We start from the raw sequence: 19,597 nt of genomic DNA, 5'->3' as shown, positions 1-19,597 counted from the left end.
GCCGGACATGACCGCAACCCTCAACACCTTGATCCGCCGCTTCGGGATCAACCGCGATCTCGCGCTGGCGGGCAGCGTCATCGCGATCATCGCGATGCTGATCCTGCCGCTGCCGCCCTTGTTGCTCGACATGGGCCTGGCGCTGTCGATCACCTTGTCGGTGATGATCCTGATGACCGCGCTGTTCATCGAAAAGCCGCTCGAACTGTCCGCCTTCCCCACGATCCTGCTGATCGCGACGATGCTGCGACTAGGGCTCAACCTTGCCTCGACCCGGCTCATCCTGGCGCATGGCCATGAGGGCAGTCATGCCGCGGGCGGCGTGATCGGCGCGTTCGGCGAATTCCTGATGGGCGGCGAGCCCGTGATCGGTCTCACCATCTTCGCGATCCTGGTGGTGATCAACTTCGTGGTCATCACCAAGGGGTCGGGCCGCATCGCGGAAGTTGCCGCGCGCTTCAGCCTGGACGCGATGCCCGGCAAGCAGATGGCGATCGACGCCGATCTGTCGGCAGGCATGATCACCGAAGTCGAGGCACGCGCGCGCCGGACCGAAATCGAGGCGGAAAGCGGTTTCTACGGCGCGATGGACGGCGCCTCCAAATTCGTGAAAGGCGATGCCGTCGCCGGATTGATGATCACCGCGATCAACATCGTGGTCGGGCTGATCATCGGCGTGGTCATCCACGGCGTCCCGATCGGCGAGGCGTTCCATACCTATACGATCCTGACCGTGGGCGACGGGCTGGTCAGCCAGATCCCGGCACTGATCGTCTCGACCGCGGCCGGCCTGCTCGTCTCCAAGGGCGGCGTCACCGGCAAGACCGGCACCGCGCTTGGCGTCCAGCTCGGCCGTTATCCAAAAGCGTTCGGCATGGCGGCGGTGCTGATGGGTGGCCTCGCGATCATGCCGGGACTGCCGTTCGTGCCGTTCGCTGCCTTTGCGGGGCTGTGCGGGTGGCTCGCCTGGAAAATGACCAAGCGTGCCGAGGCCGAAGCGACCGCCGAACGGATCGCCGAGGCTACAGCCGATGTGGCCGCGCAACATGTCGACGAACCCGTCTCGCGCACGCTGGCGATCGACGCGGTCCGGCTAGAAATCGGCTATGCGTTGTTGCCGCTGATCAACGATTCAAACGCCGAACCCCGGCTCGATGATCAAGTCCGCGCGCTGCGGCGGCAGATGGCGCTCGATTTCGGCTTCGTGCTGCCGTCGGTGCGGATCATCGACAACATGGCGCTCCGGGCCAACGAATATATCGTCTACATCAAGGAAACCGAAGCGGCGCGCGGCGAGATCAGGCTCGACAAACTGCTCGTAATCAACGCCGGTGGCGGCAATCTGGGCATCGTTGGCGAGGAAACGCGCGAACCCGTCTTCAACTTGCCCGCCTTGTGGATCGACCGCGCACTTCGCGACGAGGCGGGCGTTCGCGGGCTGACGGTCGTGGATTGTGGCACGATCATCACGACGCACCTCACCGAACTGGTGAAGGACAATATCGCCGATTTGTTGTCGTTCACCGAAACGCACAAGCTGATCACCGAAATCCACAAGGATTCGGAAAAGCTGGTCGCCGAGATCGTGCCCGCCAAAATTTCGATTTCAGGCGTCCAGCGGATCCTGCAGAACCTGCTGTCCGAGGGGATTTCGATCCGCGATATTCCGACGATCATGGAAGGCATCGCGGAAGCCGCACCGCTCAGCCATAATCTTACGCAGATGACCGAACATGTGCGCGGTCGGCTCGCCCGGCAGATCTCGGCGCAGCAGACGCGCGAGGGATCGATCCCGATCATCACCCTCTCGGCGCATTGGGACACGGAATTCGCCGACAGCATCATCGGTCAGGGTGACGACCGCCATCTCGCGATGGCGCCGTCGAGCTTGCAGGCGTTCATCGCCTCGGTCCGCGAGACGTACGATCGATTGGCGGCCGGCGGTGAAATCCCCTGCATGTTGACCAACCCCGCGATCCGCCCGTTCGTACGCTCGATCATCGAGCGCGTCCGGCCAGCGACCGTCGTGCTGTCGCAGAACGAAATCCACGCCCGCGCGCGCATTCGTGCACTCGGCACGATCGGCTGAAACCAGCTCTCGGCAATATATTATCCTATAAGGAAATAGGCGGCGTGACGTTCCGCGGAAAGGATCCGGATGAACTTCGCCACGGCAGGATTACAAAAAAGCTGGCCACAAGGGCCGTCACGGGATCCTGCACCCTCGACTGTGACGTCGGACGGTTTCGCGAGCGCGATCGGTGAGGGGATGGCTTCGGGGACGCCCAGCGATGGCGCAATACTACCAGCCCCCCGCACGGCGACTGCCACGCAGGTTGCCGCGGCGAACACGGTCGTAGCCAGCACGCTTCCAGACGTTGCTTTGGACATTGCGTCTGGCCAGTCTTCCGCAGCGACGCCATTCGTTCCACCAGCCGAGCCCCTTGCGGTGCGCGCTGCGCTGCTTTCGTCCGCAGCGCCCGCTCTGCCCAACATGCTGGCAGCCCAGACTGTCACCATTGCGGTCCAGCACGCCACGACGATCCCTGCCCCGATCGCGGCAAGCGTTGCGGTGCCTGTACCGCCCGCAGCCGACAGTGCGGTTGCCCCGCGGCTAGGGTCGGACTTCGGTCCCAGCGCGCCTCCCGAACCATTAGCCGAAGCCGCACCGCCCGTAACCACCCTCCCACGGGCTGCTGCAGATCAGGCGAAGGCGAAGGCAAATCCGGACACGCAGAGCACCGGTATTGTCAGCACGGGATCCACACCCAGAACGCCGGCTGGAACTCCGCTTGCGGTGAGTCCGGACGTGCCCGCTGGCATGGAGCGCGGTGCAGGCGTTCGGGCGGCGACGACCGACACGCCCCTGGAGCCCGCATCGCCCGACGTCACCGAGGAAAAGCATCCGTCGCACACCATTGCGGTCAAGCCAGCCACGACCGATCCGACTGGTGGCACGATTCCCATGATTCCGACGGCGCCGTCTCTGCCATCCGACCGGCCTTCACTTGCCATAGGGTCCGAGCAACTGGCCACGTCGGCTCGTGTAAGCCGAGACCGACCATCACCGCGCAGCGCCGGTGCGGCGAAGCCCTCGATGCCGACGGTGACGACCACCACCGACACGGCGGTGCCGATACCGGTGCCCATGCTTTCAGTTCCCCTGGCGGTGCCGGTTCCGCCGCCGGCAACGGCGCTCGCCGGGTCCCGCATCGCGGACACGAGCGTATCGACACGGGACGCAGCGACACTCTCCTCGGCGGCCGCTGCCGATCCGGCAGGGTCCGCGACCACGGCATCGTTTACCGTGCTGCTTCCCGAAGCGGATGTTGGTGCAACTCCAGCAACGATGATCGTCGGCAATGGGACAAATGAGCCGATGCGCCCGGTCATCGTTCCACCGATCGCGACGCTCATGTCCTCGGGCGCGCCAGCCCATGTTCCAACGATTTCGGCTCAGCCCGGGCACATCGGGCAGGACCTTGGGGTGGAGATCGCCCGGCGCATCTCGGTCGGCGGCGCCGAACTCGTCGTTCGCCTCGATCCGGCCGAGCTTGGCCGGATCGAAGTACGCATGTCCTTCGACGATCGCGGCGGCCTGCGGACGGTAATCGCCGCCGACAGTCCTGTTGCGCTCGACATGTTGCGCCGGGACAGCGCGGATCTCAGCCGTTCGCTGAGCGATGCCGGTTTTCGAAGCGATGGCCAGAGCCTCCGCTTCGATTGCGGCGGGGACCGCGGAAGCGGACAGTCCCGGTCTCCGTGGCAAAACGGGCCCTCGAAACCGGATGAGCCCGACGGCTTCGGCACGTCTGCCGCATTCGAACAACCCCCCTACCGATCGCTGCGCACCAGCGGTCGCTACGACGTTATCGCATAGGAGCCGCGCACAATGTCTGTCGTCACCCCATCCACAAGCCCCACCTCGCAGACCCTGGCTACAGCGAATCCTCCCGCAACAAAGGGAATCGGCAGCGATTTCAGCATGTTTTTGAAGCTGCTCACGACGCAAATGCAGAATCAGGACCCGCTGAGCCCGATGGACAGCGCACAATACACCCAGCAGCTGGTGCAATATTCGCAAGTCGAGCAGACCGTGCAGCAGAGCGGTACGTTGAAGGACATCCTCGCCAGCCTATCGACCCAAAGCATGGCACAGGCATCGGGGTTCATTGGTCGCGAAGCGGAGTTCAATTCCGCCGTCTCGGGCTTGGGTGCCAAACCCGCGAGCTGGACCTATTCAGGGACCGGCGCGATGACATCGGGTACGATGTCGATCACGAACGCCGCGGGTAAGGTTGTCGACACGCGTACGGTCGAACTTTCAGGCAACAGTGGCAGTTATGGTTGGGACGGCACGCTCGCTGACGGCGGAAAGGCAGCAGCGGGTGCCTACACCCTGTCGCTGACGGCCCTGAACGCCGCTGGCGTTGCAGTCCCGGTCACGATCCACAGTGTCGGCACGGTTAGCGACGTCAACGCGCTAAACGGATCTGTATCACTCGGTGTCAACGGCGTGCCCATGCCGATGTCTGCGCTCGTCCGGCTCGCCGCGACGCCGTGAACGGAACGCGGATTGCCGCGCAAGATAAGGTCGAGCACTGCCGAGCCGTCGCAACGTCGTCGGGATCACAGGCACCGACGGATGCTGACCGCTACGGCAACGCTGGCGGCGTGCCGGTGCTTGTATCTCCGTCCCTCCGCGCATGATCCAAGAACTCATGAATGAACAGCACGAGCTGCGCGGCGGTGTAAGGTTTTTGAATGAAGGCGAACGCGGTAGGGCCTTCTTCTACAAGAGCATCGCTATACCCGCTTGTCAGCGCGACGCGCGTGTCGGGGTAGAGGCGCTGCACTTCGGCACCAAGTTCCAATCCGGTCATTCCTGGCAAGACGATGTCCGAGAAAACGAAGTCGTACGGCAATCGTGTCGTGCGCAATTCCTCGAGCGCGGCGTGGCCGTCTCCGACAAGGACGGCGGCGCACCCCATTTCGCCAATAACTTCGATGGTGAGCTTTCCAACCGCCGCATTGTCCTCGACCACGAGAACCCGTTCGGTGTTGCGATATGCCTCTGGCTCGGAGACGTGTGGCACCGGTGCCTCCAGCGGTTCATGCGTCAGCGGCAGCCAGAGACGGATCGCCGTACCCGTTCCGATCGTACTTTCGACCGTGACGTCACCACCCGACTGGCTGATGAAACCGAAGACCTGCGAAAGCCCGAGCCCGGTTCCGAAGACACCGGACTTCGTCGTGAAGAACGGTTCGAAAATCAACGGGATGTCGTCGGGCGGGATCCCACTGCCGGTATCTTCCACCGTAATCGTTATATAACCGCCTCCACCGACGTTCCCCCGCTCTTCCATCGGATGTGGGACGTGTTTCACCGATATTCGAACCTCCCCCCGGCCGGTGATAGCATCCCGGGCATTCACGATCAGGTTGATGATGGCAGTATCCAGCTGGCCTGGATCGACCATCACAGGACAAGACACGACGGGTACGGAAAGCGTGATCGCGATGTTGGGGCCTACCAGCGATTGGCTCATGTCCATCAACGCTTCGACGGTGACCCGGCAATCCAAGGCCACTGGCTTCAAGGCCTGACGACGCGCGAAGGCGAGGAGTTGAGCGGTCAAGCTGCTCGCGCGCTTCGCCGCGTCTGCAATGGCGGCGCAATAGACTGCCTGCGGGCTTTCGTTGCCGACGTGTCCCTGCAGCAAGTCGACATTGCCACGGATCACTGTCAGAAGATTGTTGAAGTCATGCGCGACACCGCCGGTTAGGCGACCGACTGCGTCCATCCGCTGCGCCTGCGCAACGGCCTCGCGTGCGCTGGCGATCGCGGTTTGCGCCGCCAGCCGCTCGGTCAGATCGCGCGTAACTTTGGCGTAGCCCAATATGGCACCCGCTTCGTCGATGATCGGGTCCAGCAAGACTTCGGCCCAGAACCGCTCGCCCCCCTTGCGAAGCCGCCATGCTTCGATCTTGTAGGCCCCTGTCTCTCTCGCCAGACGCAACGCCCGTAACGGCTCACCTTGATCACGTTCTTCTGCGGGGTAGAAACAGGAAAAATGCTGCCCGATGATTTCGTCGGCGCCATAGCCTTTCATCCGTTCGGCACCACGGTTCCAGGTCGCGATGATGCCATCCGGATCGATCATGTAGATTGCATAATCTTCGATGGCATCCACGAGTAAGGCGAAGCGTCGATCTCCGCTAATATGGGAAAGCCGATCTTTCGTAGTGACGGTACTTGCCATTTTCATGTGCCCTCGCGGTCAGCAGCCGCCTACCGAATCGGCAACCTGCCAGATGCAGCACAGTCGAAGAAACAAACCTATCCTATATTATATTATTGATAAATCGTCGCTTTTATTTTGAGTTACGGGCGGCCATCTCCGTCGTGTCTGGATGGACGAAGCCGTCGACACGTCAGACTTTTAGAAGATGACTGTCGCAAGGCGCATCCGCCTCCATCGCAACAAGGTGCAAGCAGCTCGATTATGAATGCGAAGGCCCGGCGCTGCGGAGACGTAACTGACGGTCGAGACCTTTCCCCGCCGCCCGAATATCATCGAACTTGCACGCATGAATTGCCTGCTCCGCCGTCAAGGGCTTGGACAGGAAATGCCCCTGGAGCTTCTGCACGCGGAGCGCACACAGCAGATCGTGCTGACCGGCTGTCTCAACCATTTCAGCGGTGACCGGGGCTCCGATCGCCAGGCATAAATGCAGGACGCCAACCAATAGATCGATCGCGCGCGGGCTTTCCATCAGCGGCGAGATCAGGCTGCCATCAAGCTTGATACCGTCGAACCTGATTTCGCGCAGATACCCGATCGACGCATATCCAGCGCCGAAGTCATCCAACAAGATGCGAACACCGCCGTCCTGCAACGCGCAAAGCGCTGCCCGAGCGGTCGTAAAGTCGCTGAGCAGCGCGGTTTCCGTGACCTCAATCGATAAGCGTCCGGGATCGAACCCATGCGCATCCAACACCGCGAGCAATTGGATCGCGAGGGTCGGCGAATTCAATTCTGCACCACTAAGGTTGAAGGACAGGCCAATGCGGGGCGGCCAAGACGCCGCAGCGCGCAGCGCCATCGACAGCAAGTGAAGCGTCAGCGGCCCCGTCATCCGCGACTGCTCTGCGATCGGGATGAACTCGGCCGGAGAAATGACACCAAGGGTCGGATGGGTCCAGCGCGCCAACGCCTCGAACGCGTCGATGCGACCGGTCGCGGCGTCGATCACAGGTTGAAAATGCAGCAGGATCAGGTCGGTTTCAGCCGGAGTGGCAAGCGCCTGTTCGATCCGCATGCGACGCCGGATGGGAACCTCCATGTCCGGCTGAAACAGACAAGTCGCGTCGTCCCGTCGGCGCTTCGCCTCGTACATCGCAAGGTCGGCCTGGTTGATCAACGGCAACGCCGTGGTCACGTCGGGCCTGTCATACGCCATGCCCAGCGAAGCCTGCAGCCGGAACGTCTGACCGGCAAACACGAAAGGCTGGTCGAAGACCGCACCGATTTGGGCGGCACACCGTCGTGCATGCTCGAGACTATCGACGCCGTTCAGGAGGACGGCGAATTCGTCTCCGCCCAGCCTTGCAGGCAGCGCATTTTCAAAGCCCAGCTGCTCGAACCGCCGGGCAGTCTCGCAGAGCAACGCGTCCCCGGTCTGATGGCCGTGCATGTCGTTGATGATCTTGAAATCGTCCAGGTCGATCATCACGATCGCCAAGGTCGAACGCGGAAGGGCGGACAGTGCCTGCTCCAATTCGTCGAGGAACCGCCTGCGGTTCGGCAACCCTGTAAGAGAATCCCGATACGCCAGGTGGCTGGCCTTGGCCTTTTCCAACGCGATCTCGCTGCGCGAAGCCACCAGGCGACGGAGTTGCTGGTGTTGCCGATAGATCATGGCGACGATCAACGGGGCGATCAGCAAGATATTGGCCCCCATGCTAGTGAGAACCGTATCGCCCGTCAGCATCAAGGAGAACGAGATGGGGATCGTCCCGACCGCCACCACCATGTAGGCAGCGAGCGGAAAACTCGCCAGGCATATGGCGCAACAGATTGTAGAGAGTGTCGTGAACAGAGGGACATACGTCCGCGATTGAACGTCGCTCAAGCCGATGAGATGAGTCCAGGCATACAGGCCAGTGGTGATGGTTCCGGCCAGGAACAAAGTGATCATCATCGAGGCGCGGATCTCGGAAATCGTCCGTCTGGTTTTGCGCGTTCGCCTCCACGCCAACGTTCCCAACCGCACGACCATCACCAAGCCAATGAACGCCGGCATGACGAACACCGCGTTGCCGACCTTGGGTGTCGAAACAAAGACGAGAAACAGCACGTTGATGACGATGGTGAGGTACATCGCCGGGAGTTGCAGCCGAAGGATTCGAAACTGTTCGATCAGCAGGCTATCCGGCGATCTCCAATGGAACAGGCTGTCGAGAAAGCGCGCTAAAACCGATGAAGGGGCCGCGACTGAAGGACTATCCGGAAGTAACTCCTTCCGTTCGGGGATTGACGACACGACCATGCGCTCCACTCTTGTGCGCATCCCACGATAGCCGCCGCACGACGTGCGAATGATGGTACGCTTTAATTCATTATAGGAATGTTATCCTAGGCCGTTGTGAAATGCCGTGAGGAATTGGTACGCGTTGCGATGAATGGAACCAACCTTGCGACAGTAATGAGCGCGGTTTGACGTCAGGGAAAGACCGCGCTGATGACCGACGCAACGTCTGCCGGATCAAGCTCGTCGATGTTGACCTCGACATCCGGACTGACGCTATATCCCATGGTCGTGCCGTTCCGATCGAAGGTCACGGTGACAAGTCGATACCCTTCCCCGGTTCGGATCGCAGCGACGCCACCGACAACAGGAACCCGGTCCGGATCGACGATAACGATCGCATTCGCGGGCAGACCGGGACCAAGCGTTGCACGGCACACCCGCACCCCAAAAGCACGCGGGCCTGCGCGCGCAGGCGCTTCGACGACGGCATCGGTAGCGGCGTCGCCGATCAGGCCGTTCGGCAACGGTGTGCCGATCACCCGCAGCATTCGTGTCTCAGCTGCGACTGTATTCTCCGTCACCGCGGGCGCGGGGGAACTTGGGGTGCGCGACGTGGGCTTGCCCGCTGCATCGGGGGCAGTATCTAGAAGCGACGCGCGCAATTCGGCGACGCGCTGCCGCGTGCGCAGGAGCCGAACTTCCGGATCGGTGATCGCCTCGATGTAGCCGTCGAGATCGCCCCGCAAAAATTGTGCGGTAATCTTTTCCTGAAGCATCGTCCCGGTATCAACGCCGAACAGGCGATAGATCGCGCTGACGGTCGCTTCGTTCCAGCGATCGAGGGTTTTCTGCGCATTCCCGAGCCGCGACAGGATGACCGCGGGCAACCCGTAATCGCGGTCGAGCACGGCGATCGTGAGCGTCCGGTCCTGATTGCGACGCAGCCGCAGGGCTGCAGCCAGAAGCACGGCATTCCGTTCCTCCGCAATCTTCGCGGATCGTACGGCTTGAAAGGGGACGGCCCATGCCGCGATGTCGAACGCGGCGGCGTCAACGTCGATCAACAGGTCGACCGGCGCAATCGCGAGGGCACCAGCAATGCGGACCAATTCGTCCGGACGGGCGAAAATCTCTCCACGTTCGATTTTCGACAGGCGAATATAGGGGATTTCGGGAATGCGCTCGCTGAGCGCCATCAGCTTCTGCAGACCCTTGCGCTGTCGCTGGTCGCGGACGCGGTTGGGAAAGACGAACGCCCGATAGGGATCCGGCGTGATGCCGAGCATCGATCGCTCCGCTTTGCCCGACATCCCGGCCAATTGTTCGCCGCTGGTGGTCGACGGCGCCGTGGAGCGGGTTCGTGTTGTCATGGGGTCGCAATCCAGTACGGAAAAACGCGATGTCGACGACACCGGCCTGGATAGGTATAGGACAGCCAAGACAGATTCAATCGCGCCTAGTGTACAAAATTATTCGCAACCGGCCCGATCAGGCGTGACCAGGCTCCGTCGGGCGCAAACGGCAGGAACGTCGTCGTCGGGCATGTCCCTGACTGATGACGAGTCAGCCAGTCCGGCGACAGCGGCGATGGATGTTCCGACGAGAAGGCAACGCCCCCGCCATCGGTGAAGATGCCGACGATGGGAGGAACCGCGTACGCGGGCCAACGGCGGATCATTTCGCCCAGTAGAACCTTGGCCCCCGTCTGCATCGCGGCGAGCGACCGTCGCAGCGGATCCCGTCGATCGGCGAGATGTGCCTGTGCGAGCGTACCGTCGATCATCCAGAACCGTGTCGTCAGGCGCCGGGCATGGTCTTCGGTGCTGGTGGTCGTATTCAACAGGATCGCGCGGTTGGCGCGCAATAGCGGCCGCGCGTGAAACGCCACGACGGCGGCGACATCGGCCAGGGCGACATCCAGGGCGGAAGGTCGGTACCCCGTGCCCCCGCGCTCGCTGTCTTCGATTGGGAGCAATCGGCGATAGGTCATGCGGGGAGCCCTTGCTCAATGGGATGGCATGGCGTGCGCAGACATCGGCTGCGGTTGGATCCGCAACACTCCGCGGGGCATGTCTCGCCCCGCGGTGTCTGCCCGGGTCGGGTCAATGCCAGATCTGAACGCCTCTCGCATTGCCATCGGTACGCTCCGACTCCGCCAGCGTGGGCCGCACGGATGTCGCAAGCAGGACGTCGTTTGCCGGTCCCTGCCCCGGATTGTCCGGACGCGTGCTTATGGCGACGATGCTGGAGCGGGTGTTGTGGAGCTGCCCCGTGGCGGGCAGGATGGCTACGGCGGGCACGTCGCGAACGGGCGTGGCGCCACGGAGCGTGGAGCGGCTCGCGGGTTTGCGATACTCCGCCATCACCGCGAAGCGCGGATGGGTAGCGGCAAGTTCGCCGATCGCACGCGACGCGCGCTTGGTAATCTGGCGGACACGTTCCTTGGTGATACCGATGCCAGCACCGAGCTCGTCGAGGGTGGTCGCATCGAAGACGCGGCGTTCGACGATTTCCCTGTCGCGCCCGAGCTTCTGCTCCAGCTTCTCGATTTCGAGCGGGCAGACACCGGACGTCCGCACGGGGCGCGGCGGGGTTGCCGTGGGATCGGACACCGCAACGCTTGCGACGCGCTTCGGGCGCGGACGCTTGCGCAACTGCTCCATGCCGGCGGAGCGCTGATGATCGATATACTCGCGAACGAGTGATTGCGTCGCGGCATGCGCCAGATAGTCCGACGCCGCCGCTTCGGTGCGGGCCAATGCGCCTTCGTCCTCGATGATGGATCCGATCGTAGCTTCCTCGCCATCGGTCCCCGCGGCGACGGCGTGCAACGAGATCGTCGTCGCATCGACCTTCTTGGCCGACGGGCGCTGGTCGGTCATCAACCGGAAGCGCAGGCTCTGCAGCTCACCCCGGATCTGCCAGTTGACGAACGTCGTGAACATGGCCTTTTCGGGATCATAACCCTGAATCGCGCGATGGACGGCGATCGCGCAGCACTGTTCCGCGTCGTCCCAATGTCCGGCGAGACCATATTGGCGGATGAAATGGCGGATCCGCGGCGCAATCAATTTGAGGATCGAAACAAACGCCCGGTCGACGGTGGCGCGCTGGCGTGCGCTCGCAACGGCGTCGGTCTTGGGCGTGTTTTCGATAACGATGGAAACTGCGGCTTCCAGAGCAGTCGTGGTCTTCGACATGAGATATCCCCCTAACAGCGCGCTCGGCAGGCCTCGTACAAACTGCCTCCAGCGCCATTTCGGTTTAGCCGCCAAACCTTAATAGGATTGCTAATGTCCTATATGTGTAAATACCTGCTCCTATATATCTACACGCTCGGCGGGAACTGATTTGCCTGCCAGCGCAAGGCCTTCCGTTGCGAAGCGTGATGGTGTCACGTTGCGTTCGATATAATTGAGCAGCCACGACCGGTGCGCGGTTGCCGCGTCGCCGCTGTGCGCGATTCGCTGATTCGCGCTGGCGGCGCCGACCTGCGCGTCGAGCAGCAGCTTCGCGCGGCGGCTGTCGAGCCCGCCGCGCAGGAAGCGGATTGCATCGCCGGTGCCGAGGTGGTGGCCGAGGTACGCAACCTTGGCAACGTTGGCGACGTCCTCCCCGACCGCGACCCCCGCATGTTTGAGCTGGGTCACGCTGCGCAACGCATAATCCGCGGTGGCGTTGATCGAGGCAGCGGCGTCATACCGTAGCGCGAGCAAGGCCGAGCGCGCGGCGGGAAGGACGCGGCCCGTGTCCCCGAGCCAGCCCTGGCGGGTGGCGACGTCGTGCAGCCACGTGCCGGCGCGCTCGGCCTCGCCTTGCCACGTGCCCCCGAGGAACTGGCCAAGGCCGGCGGCGCTGGAGCGGGGATTGCGCGATCCGGTCTTCCAGCTGCCATCGCAATTCTTGGCGGCTTCAGCATTTACGATCGCTGCGAGCGCCGCCGCTGGAATGCCGGTTCGTGCGGCGGCGGCATTCAACGCGCCGGAATAGCGATCATTGGGCCCTAGTCCGGTCGCCGGTCCGCGCGTCGAGTGCATCGGATCGGGCAACGCTCCATTGTCCTCCGGAAGATCCTGCGAAGACAGCCCAGCCAGCCCGACCGGATGCGGCGCAGCGTGCGCCGTCGTGGTCGGAGCCAGCAGCGACAGCAGCGCGTCGAGATCGAAGTCCGGACACGCGGACGCGGTCTCGGCTTGTGCTTCGGTGGTGTCGTTGGTCCCCAGGGCGGCGCGCCACAGTCTGGCGGAGACGTCCCCCCGCGCCTGAGCGTAGAGGAGCGCAGCCTTGTCGGATGCGGGTAGGCGGCTTGGATCGCCGGAAACGATCACGTCTCGCGCCCGCCCTCATCGCGCGAGCGTCGGATCGCGGCCTGACGATGCGTGAAGCGGGCCGCCGAAAAGTCGTCGATCCGCTCCTGCTCGGCGCTTGCCGCAACGCGATCCGCTTCGGCGCGATAGCGGTCCGCAGCACCCGCGATCGCGCGCAGCGCACCATAGGCCTCGGCTGCCTCGCTGCGCAGGCGCGTCAGTCTGGCGTCGACCGAGGCGCGCTCGTGCAGCAATCCGGCACGCTGCGCGCGCATCCGGGCGACGAACGCATGCGCCGAGCAGGCCCATTCGGTCGCGGCGACCTGCGCCTCGTGGCGAACCGAGCGATCGATCGCCGTGCGAGTCTGCTCGATCACCGCGAGCTGATTGACCTCGACGCTGATTGAGACCTGCATCGCGTCCATTTCGCGTTGGCGCAGCCGCAGCGTTGCATCAAAGGGCGTGCTCATGCGGCATCCTCCAGAAGGGTAGCGAGCGCGGCGAAGCTGTGCGTCAAGTCACCGCGATCCTGCTTGGTCTGCGTCAGCAACGCCTCGATCCGGGGCGCCAGCGTGATCGCCCGGTCGACATCGGGATTGGACCCCGTTTTATACGCGCCGAGCCGGACGATTTCCTCCATGTCGGCATAGGTCGACAGGATCGACCGGGCGGCGAGCCGAAGCGCGTTCTGGTCGTCGTCGAGCGCGCCAGGCAGCGTGCGGGACACCGACTTGAGGATATCGATCGCCGGATACCGACCGCGTTCGGCGATCCGGCGCGTAATCACGATATGGCCGTCGAGAATGCCGCGCACCGCATCGGCGACGGGTTCGTTATGGTCGTCGCCATCGACCAGCACGGTGAACAGCCCGGTAATCGACCCTTGGCCGGGAAGCCCTGGGCCAGCGCGTTCGAGCAAGCGCGGCAGTTCGGCAAAGACGGTGGGGGTATAGCCTTTCGTCGCAGCCGGTTCGCCGCTCGCCAAGCCGATTTCGCGCTGTGCCATTGCGAAGCGCGTCACAGAATCCATGAGGCACAAGACGTTGAGACCCTGATCGCGAAAGTGTTCGGCGACCGCGAGCGTGGTCCACGCCGCCTGGCGTCGCATCAGCGCCGGTTCGTCGGACGTGGCCACCACGACGACGCTGCGCGCAAGGCCCTCCGCGCCGAGATCGTCTTCGACGAACTCCTGCACTTCCCGGCCCCGCTCGCCGATCAGCCCGATCACCGCAACGTCACAGCCGGTCCAGCGCGCGAGCATCGACAGCAGGACCGACTTGCCCACCCCCGATCCGGCGAACAGGCCAAGGCGCTGGCCCTGGCAAAGCGGTGCGAAAATATCGAGCGCGCGCACCCCGGTACCGATCCGGCGGCCGACGCGGGCACGTTGCGCGGCAGGGGGCGGGGGCGCCTTGATCGGGCGCGAGTCCGGCCCGGCGGGGAGCGACCCCTTGCCGTCGATCGGTCGGCCCAGGCCGTCGATCATCCGGCCGAGCCAGGCATCGCAGGGTCGGACGACGAACCGCCCGGCGACGAGATCGGCACGCGCACCCGACGCGATGCCCTGCGGGTCGCTGAACGGGAGACAATGCGCAACATTGCGATCGAGTCCAGTCACTTCCGCCGCCACGCTACCGGTGGCGGCGACCACGGTGATATGCGATCCGATCTGTGCCGCCCCGGTGAGCCCTTCGACTTCGATCAAGGCGCCCCGAACCCCGATCACACGACCGAAACGCTGGTCGCGCGGAAGAGTGCGCACCCCGTGCGCGGCTGCGGCAAGCGCTTTCATCGCGGGGCTCAGGCGGCTTGCGATGCGGCGCGACCAAGCGCCGCCGTTTCATATTCGATCAGCATCCGGCAATCCGCCAAGGCGCGATAGAAATCACCGTTGGCGACCTTGCGGGCGAACCGGGCGCAGGCTGCCTTGGCATCGTGCGCCTCCAGTGCTATGATCAGATCTCGCAAGAACCCGACGATCTCGTCGTGGTGCACAGCCGCTCCGGCGGGGTCGATATACGCCATCATGCATGCGAAATAGAGCCGTTTTGCCGGCGGTTATGGCGTCGTTTTGCAGCATAACTTCCCGACCGCGCAGCAGATTGACGCTGTTTTCTACGCACAAATCGGTTCTACCGACCGAGCGGATCACCGCGCCGTTGACGATCATCTGCTCGCCATCACGCAGGGAAATTCGAAGGGTCATCGCTTTGGTCCTACAGGGTGCATGCCTTATTATAGGACTATCGCTGCGAGACACGTCGAACCCAGATAATTTGCGGGCCAATTGGGTTTGTTCGATATCCATCCTACAATTTAAGGGACGAGTGCCACTGGTGCTGCTCGTCCCTTCTTGTCGGAGAATATCCTTGAGCCTCTACTCCGCCCTGTATGCCGGTGTTTCCGGTCTGAGCGCGCAAGCCTCCGCGATGGCCAGCGTTGCCGACAACATCACCAACATCAACACGATCGGCTACAAGAACGCCGATACCCAGTTCCGCACGATGGTGTCCGGCGGCAAGTCCAGCACCAGCGCCTATGCTGCTGGCGGGGTCAATGCCGTGACGCGGTCGCTCGTCTCCAAGGAAGGCGTGCTCGGCGCGTCGAGCAGTTCGACCGACCTCGGCATTACCGGCGCAGGGTTTTTCGTGACCCGCGACGGCACCGGGGCCAACGCCAACATCGCCTACACGCGGGCGGGCTCGTTCACGCCGGACGACCAGGGCTATCTGAAGAATTCGGGCGGATATTATCTGCAAGGGTGGCCGCTCGACGCTCAGGGCGGCGTCGTGAACACCGGCAACCTCGGTGCGCTCGTCCCGATCCGCGTGAGCCAGCTGACCGGTACGGCAGCAGCGACGAGCAAGCTCCAGATGCGCGCCAACCTCGACTTGAACGCCACCGCCTTCACCGGGACCTATGCCGCGGGCGACATCGCCGCAGGCACGACCCCAGCACAATTCTCCCGCCCGTTCGACCTGACGGACGCGCAGGGGGGAAGTCACACCGTGAACATGGCATTCCTCAAGACCGGAACCAACACCTGGGTCGGCGAAATCTACGCCACGCCAGCCGGGGACGTGAACGTCGCGAAGGGTCTGCTCGCGAGCGGGACGATCAAGTTCAATGGCGATGGGACACTCAATCGCGCGGGTTCCAGCCCGGCGCTGTTCGCCGCGCTGACGCCGACCTGGACCAACGGTGCCGGCTCCGGGCCGATCAAACTGGGTCTGGGCAGCGATGGCGGTCTGGATGGCCTCACCCAGTTTGGCGGGGCCTCGTCGCTCATCTCCTCCAGCGTCGATGGCGGGTTGCTCGGCAGCGTCGCGTCGACGCGGATTTCCGAGTCCGGCGTGGTGAGCGCGGTGTTCGACGATGGCTCGTCGCGCGCGGTGTTCCAGTTGCCGCTCGCCAGCTTCCAGAATCCCGACGGCCTCACGCGCTTGCCGGGCAATGCGTACGGGGTTTCCGATCAGTCCGGCGGCGTCGCGATCAACGCGCCCGGATCGCTCGGCTCGGGCAAGATTTCGGCCAACGCGCTGGAGGCATCCACAGTCGATCTGGCGCAGGAATTCACCAACATGATCCGCTTTCAGCGGGCGTACAGCGCTTCCTCCAAGATCATCACCACGGTCGATGAGATGCTGCAGGAAGTGAGCAATCTGAAGCGATAAGCCAGCACGGGACGACCGGGCGGGAAATGGTTCCCGCCCGACAGGGGGAATAGCGGCGTGTCGTTGAACGAGATTTTGGGATCGGCAATGTCGGGACTGGCAGCGTCCCAAGCGGGATTGCGCTCGGTTTCGAACAACATCGCCAATGTCGGCACGCCGGGATATGCCCGCGAGCGCGTGACTCAGACCACAGGCGTCACCTCGGGTCGTGTGAACGGCGTAACGATCGGCGAGCCCAGCCGGATCGCCGATCGCTTCCTGGAAGCAACCGTCTATCGCCGGGCCGGCGACATGGGATCGGCGGACGTCACGTCGTCTTATCTCGACCGCCTGCAATCGTTACTCGGGGCGCCGGGCGCGGAATATGGGCTGCCCTCGCGGCTCGATGCGATCAACGCTTCGGCGGTGGCGATGACGGGGACGCAGGCATCGGCACAGACCGTCGCGGGGTTCACCGCCAATGTCCAGGATGCGATCACCTCGATCGGCCAGCTCGGCTCGGACGTGGACGGGCTGAAAGCCGACGTCCAGTCCGAGGTGGTGCAAAGCGTGGATCGCATCAACGGGTTGCTGGTCCGGATCAACGATCTCAACGGCAGCGTCGCAAGGCTCGAAGGGACCGGGCACAGTTCGGCCGGGGTCGAGGACCAGCGCATGTCCGCGCTCGAGGAACTGAGCGGGATGATGAAGGTCACGGTGCGACAGCAGCCCGATGGCCGGGTCGCGATCGACACGGCTTCGGGCATCCCCCTGCTCGACAACCGCTTGCGACAATTGTCGATGCCGGAATCCGGTGGCAGCACGGCGCAGACGACCTATCCAGTGATCTCACTGCGGTTCGCCGACACCAACAACGGTCCGGGTGCCGCCACCGGCGACAAGCTCGATTCCGCTTCGGTCGGCGGCAAACTGGGTGGGTTGATCGACTTGCGCGATCGCGCGCTCCCGGCGTTCACCGAAAAGCTCGGCGTGTTGTTCACCGGCCTGTCACAGACGCTCAACGCCGTTTCGAACGCCGGCACCACGGTGCCCGCGCCGACGCAGCTGGCCGGTCGCCCTTCCGCAATGACGGGCGCCGACCGGTTAGGGTTCACCGGGTCGGCGGTCTTCGCCGTCACCAAGGCGAGCGGTGAACTGGTCGCGTCGACCACCATCGACTTCTCCGCCATGCCGGCGACCGCGTCGCTCGACGATGCCGTCGCAGCGATCAACGCGGGGCTTGGCGGCGCCGCTACCGCATCCTTTACCGGGGGTGTGCTGTCGATCACGGCAAGCGGCGGCGGCAACGGCGTGGTCATCGCGCAGGACCCGACCAAGCCGAGCGATCGCGGCGGAGTGGGGTTTTCGCAGTATTTCGGCATGAACGACATGGTGCGCAGCGCCGCCAGTCCGCTGGTACCGTCGGGATTCAAGGCCTCGGATCCGCATGGCTTCGCTGCGGGTCAAACGAGCGACATCGTGCTACGCGATACGTCGGGCCGGGCACTTACCAGTTACAAGATGACGGGCACGGTCGGCGGGACCTTCGGCGACCTGGTGACCCAGCTCAACGCCAGTCCGCTCGGCAAGTTCGGCAGCTTCGCGATGGACGACAAGGGGCGGGTCCAGTTCGCCGCCAACGCCAACGTCCAGGGAGCCACGCTCGCGGTCGCGTCGGATTCGACCAATCGTCTCGGGACGGGGCAGTCCTTTTCCAGCATCGTCCAGCTGACCGGCGCCAGCAGTGGGGTCGCCACCGCCGGGGTCCGACCGGATATTCTGGCAACCCCCGCCAAGCTGGGGCTTGCACGCTTCCAGACCGGCACGGCGATCGGCGCGAAGGCGCTGGGCGCCGGAGACAATCGCGGTGCCACGGCGTTCGTCGATCAACTCGCCGGTACGGTCGATCTCGGCAAGGACGGCATCATCTCGACCGGCGCACGCGCCGCCGGCCTGTTCGGGAACACCGGACTGGCGGCGTCGCAGGCCACGTCGTCGCTGGCCGACGCGACCGCGCGGCGTGACGATGCGGTCAACCGGCGCGACAGTTTCTCGGGCGTCAACATCGACGAGGAGCTGTCGAACATGGTCGTGCTGCAAAGCAGCTATTCCGCTGCAGCGCGCGTCATCACCACGGCAAGCCAGATGTACGACACCTTGTTGTCGATGATCAGATAGGAATTCCAATGTCCCGCGTCGCAACCATCCCGCTCCAGCGCACCATGTCCGCCGCGATCCAGCATTCCCAGCAGTTGCTTGCCAACACCCAGCTGCAGCTCGCGACGGGCAAGAAGGCGTCCGATTATGCGGCGCTGGGGACCGAGGCGGTGCGCAACCTCTCGACCCATTCGCTGACCGCGCAGCAGGATGCCTATGTCAAGGCATCGACCCGGGTCGGCACGACGCTGGCGCTGAACGATACGAATATCGGCGCGATCGACACGAGCGCCTCGTCGCTGAAACAGGATTTGCTCACCGCGATCGGGACGAAGCAGGGCGCGGGCCTGAACGACGCGATCACCGCGGCGTTCAACCAGTTCCGGGCGTCGCTCAACGCCTCGGACAGTGGCGCCGCCTTGTTCGGGGGCGCGCAGACCGACGCGCCGCCGTTCCTGCCCAACACCTTGGCCGATACGATCGCCACCCCGGCCTCGGCCGCCTTCGCCAATGACGGGATTAAGGCATCGGTCCGGCTGTCGGACAATGTCGACGTCCAATATGGGATTACCGCAAGCGATCTGGGCAAGGGTCTGTATGCGGCGTTCCAGACGCTGGCCGGTGCCGGGACGATCGGCACGACGCCGACCGCAGCGCAGCTGGACACCCTGACCAAAGCCGCCGGGCAGATCGACTCCGGTCTGACCGGCCTGCGCGCGATCAACGCCGAAAACGGGCGCAAGCAGGCGCAGACCGAGACGCTCGGTACGCGTGCAACCGATCGATCGCTGCTGATGCAGGACATCATCTCGCGCAACGAGGATGCCGACCTCGGGCAAGTCGCGATCGACCTCGCGCAGCAGAAGACGATGCTGCAAGCGAGCTATTCGGTCTTTTCCCAGCTCTCCGGGCTCAGCCTCGTCAGCTATCTGCGCTAATCGGTCC

Annotated in this window: 15 protein-coding genes and 1 pseudogene; 6 read left to right on the top strand and 10 right to left on the bottom strand. The window is 63.9% G+C overall.

Features of this window, described 5'->3' with window-relative positions; all coding sequences use genetic code 11:
• Nucleotides 1-7: 7 nt before the first annotated feature.
• The 3 genes from flhA to ABIC16_RS03095 all read left to right on the top strand — a co-directional run bounded on the left by flhA (nt 8) and on the right by ABIC16_RS03095 (nt 4,564).
• On the top strand, nt 8-2,089 hold the full coding sequence (gene flhA / locus ABIC16_RS03105; RefSeq protein WP_277969541.1) for a flagellar biosynthesis protein FlhA: 2,082 nt from the start codon (nt 8-10) through the stop codon (nt 2,087-2,089).
• 732 nt (nt 2,090-2,821) lie between these two features.
• Nucleotides 2,822-3,880, top strand: coding sequence for a flagellar hook-length control protein FliK (locus ABIC16_RS03100; RefSeq protein ID WP_354290002.1), 1,059 nt, complete (start codon nt 2,822-2,824; stop codon nt 3,878-3,880).
• 12 nt (nt 3,881-3,892) lie between these two features.
• Nucleotides 3,893-4,564 carry a flagellar hook assembly protein FlgD gene (locus ABIC16_RS03095; RefSeq protein WP_277969543.1) on the top strand — a complete coding sequence of 224 codons (672 nt, stop codon included), beginning with the start codon at nt 3,893-3,895 and terminating at the stop codon, nt 4,562-4,564.
• 91 nt (nt 4,565-4,655) lie between these two features.
• Here ABIC16_RS03095 and ABIC16_RS03090 read toward each other — a convergent pair whose 3' ends face one another.
• The 10 genes and pseudogenes from ABIC16_RS03090 to ABIC16_RS03045 form a co-directional block, all read right to left on the bottom strand.
• A complete protein-coding gene (locus ABIC16_RS03090; RefSeq protein WP_354290001.1) occupies nt 4,656-6,263 on the bottom strand; it encodes an ATP-binding protein in 1,608 nt (535 codons plus the stop codon).
• Between the two features lie 241 nt (nt 6,264-6,504).
• Entirely contained in the window at nt 6,505-8,553 is a 2,049-nt protein-coding gene (locus tag ABIC16_RS03085) for a putative bifunctional diguanylate cyclase/phosphodiesterase (protein ID WP_354290000.1), read from the bottom strand.
• 173 nt (nt 8,554-8,726) lie between these two features.
• Complete coding sequence (locus ABIC16_RS03080; RefSeq protein ID WP_354289999.1) at nt 8,727-9,905, bottom strand: helix-turn-helix domain-containing protein; 1,179 nt, start codon at nt 9,903-9,905, stop codon at nt 8,727-8,729.
• 86 nt (nt 9,906-9,991) lie between these two features.
• Nucleotides 9,992-10,525, bottom strand: coding sequence for a hypothetical protein (locus ABIC16_RS03075; RefSeq protein WP_354289998.1), 534 nt, complete (start codon nt 10,523-10,525; stop codon nt 9,992-9,994).
• Nucleotides 10,526-10,637: 112 nt separating this feature from the next.
• A complete protein-coding gene (locus ABIC16_RS03070) occupies nt 10,638-11,735 on the bottom strand; it encodes a sigma factor-like helix-turn-helix DNA-binding protein (protein ID WP_354289997.1) in 1,098 nt (365 codons plus the stop codon).
• Between the two features lie 120 nt (nt 11,736-11,855).
• Complete coding sequence (locus ABIC16_RS03065) at nt 11,856-12,863, bottom strand: peptidoglycan-binding protein (protein WP_354289996.1); 1,008 nt, start codon at nt 12,861-12,863, stop codon at nt 11,856-11,858.
• The gene (locus tag ABIC16_RS03060) at nt 12,860-13,312 is read right to left on the bottom strand and encodes a hypothetical protein (protein WP_277969550.1); all 453 of its coding nucleotides are present in this window, start codon (nt 13,310-13,312) and stop codon (nt 12,860-12,862) included. Before ABIC16_RS03060 ends, ABIC16_RS03065 begins: the two co-directional genes overlap by 4 nt.
• Entirely contained in the window at nt 13,309-14,634 is a 1,326-nt protein-coding gene (fliI, locus tag ABIC16_RS03055; protein WP_354289995.1) for a flagellar protein export ATPase FliI, read from the bottom strand. Before fliI ends, ABIC16_RS03060 begins: the two co-directional genes overlap by 4 nt.
• 8 nt (nt 14,635-14,642) lie before the next feature.
• Nucleotides 14,643-14,870, bottom strand: coding sequence for a flagellar biosynthesis repressor FlbT (locus tag ABIC16_RS03050; protein WP_354289994.1), 228 nt, complete (start codon nt 14,868-14,870; stop codon nt 14,643-14,645).
• A gap of 88 nt (nt 14,871-14,958) precedes the next feature.
• Nucleotides 14,959-15,012 (bottom strand): annotated as a pseudogene (locus ABIC16_RS03045) (flagellar biosynthesis repressor FlbT); the annotation flags it as partial.
• Between the two features lie 199 nt (nt 15,013-15,211).
• Between ABIC16_RS03045 and ABIC16_RS03040 the strand changes: the two are divergent.
• From ABIC16_RS03040 to ABIC16_RS03030, 3 genes are read left to right on the top strand one after another with little or no spacing between them, the layout of a single operon-like run.
• The gene (locus tag ABIC16_RS03040; protein WP_354289993.1) at nt 15,212-16,516 is read left to right on the top strand and encodes a flagellar hook protein FlgE; all 1,305 of its coding nucleotides are present in this window, start codon (nt 15,212-15,214) and stop codon (nt 16,514-16,516) included.
• Between the two features lie 57 nt (nt 16,517-16,573).
• Nucleotides 16,574-18,673 carry a flagellar hook-associated protein FlgK gene (locus ABIC16_RS03035; protein ID WP_354289992.1) on the top strand — a complete coding sequence of 700 codons (2,100 nt, stop codon included), beginning with the start codon at nt 16,574-16,576 and terminating at the stop codon, nt 18,671-18,673.
• Between the two features lie 8 nt (nt 18,674-18,681).
• Nucleotides 18,682-19,590 carry a flagellin family protein gene (locus tag ABIC16_RS03030; RefSeq protein WP_277969555.1) on the top strand — a complete coding sequence of 303 codons (909 nt, stop codon included), beginning with the start codon at nt 18,682-18,684 and terminating at the stop codon, nt 19,588-19,590.
• Nucleotides 19,591-19,597: the final 7 nt, after the last annotated feature.

The sequence above is a fragment of the Sphingomonas sp. PvP055 genome, assembly GCF_040546365.1.
Taxonomy (GTDB): Bacteria; Pseudomonadota; Alphaproteobacteria; order Sphingomonadales; family Sphingomonadaceae; genus Sphingomonas; species Sphingomonas echinoides_A.
Note: the sequence above shows the minus strand (reverse complement) of the source record. Positions and strands in the feature narration are given on the sequence as shown.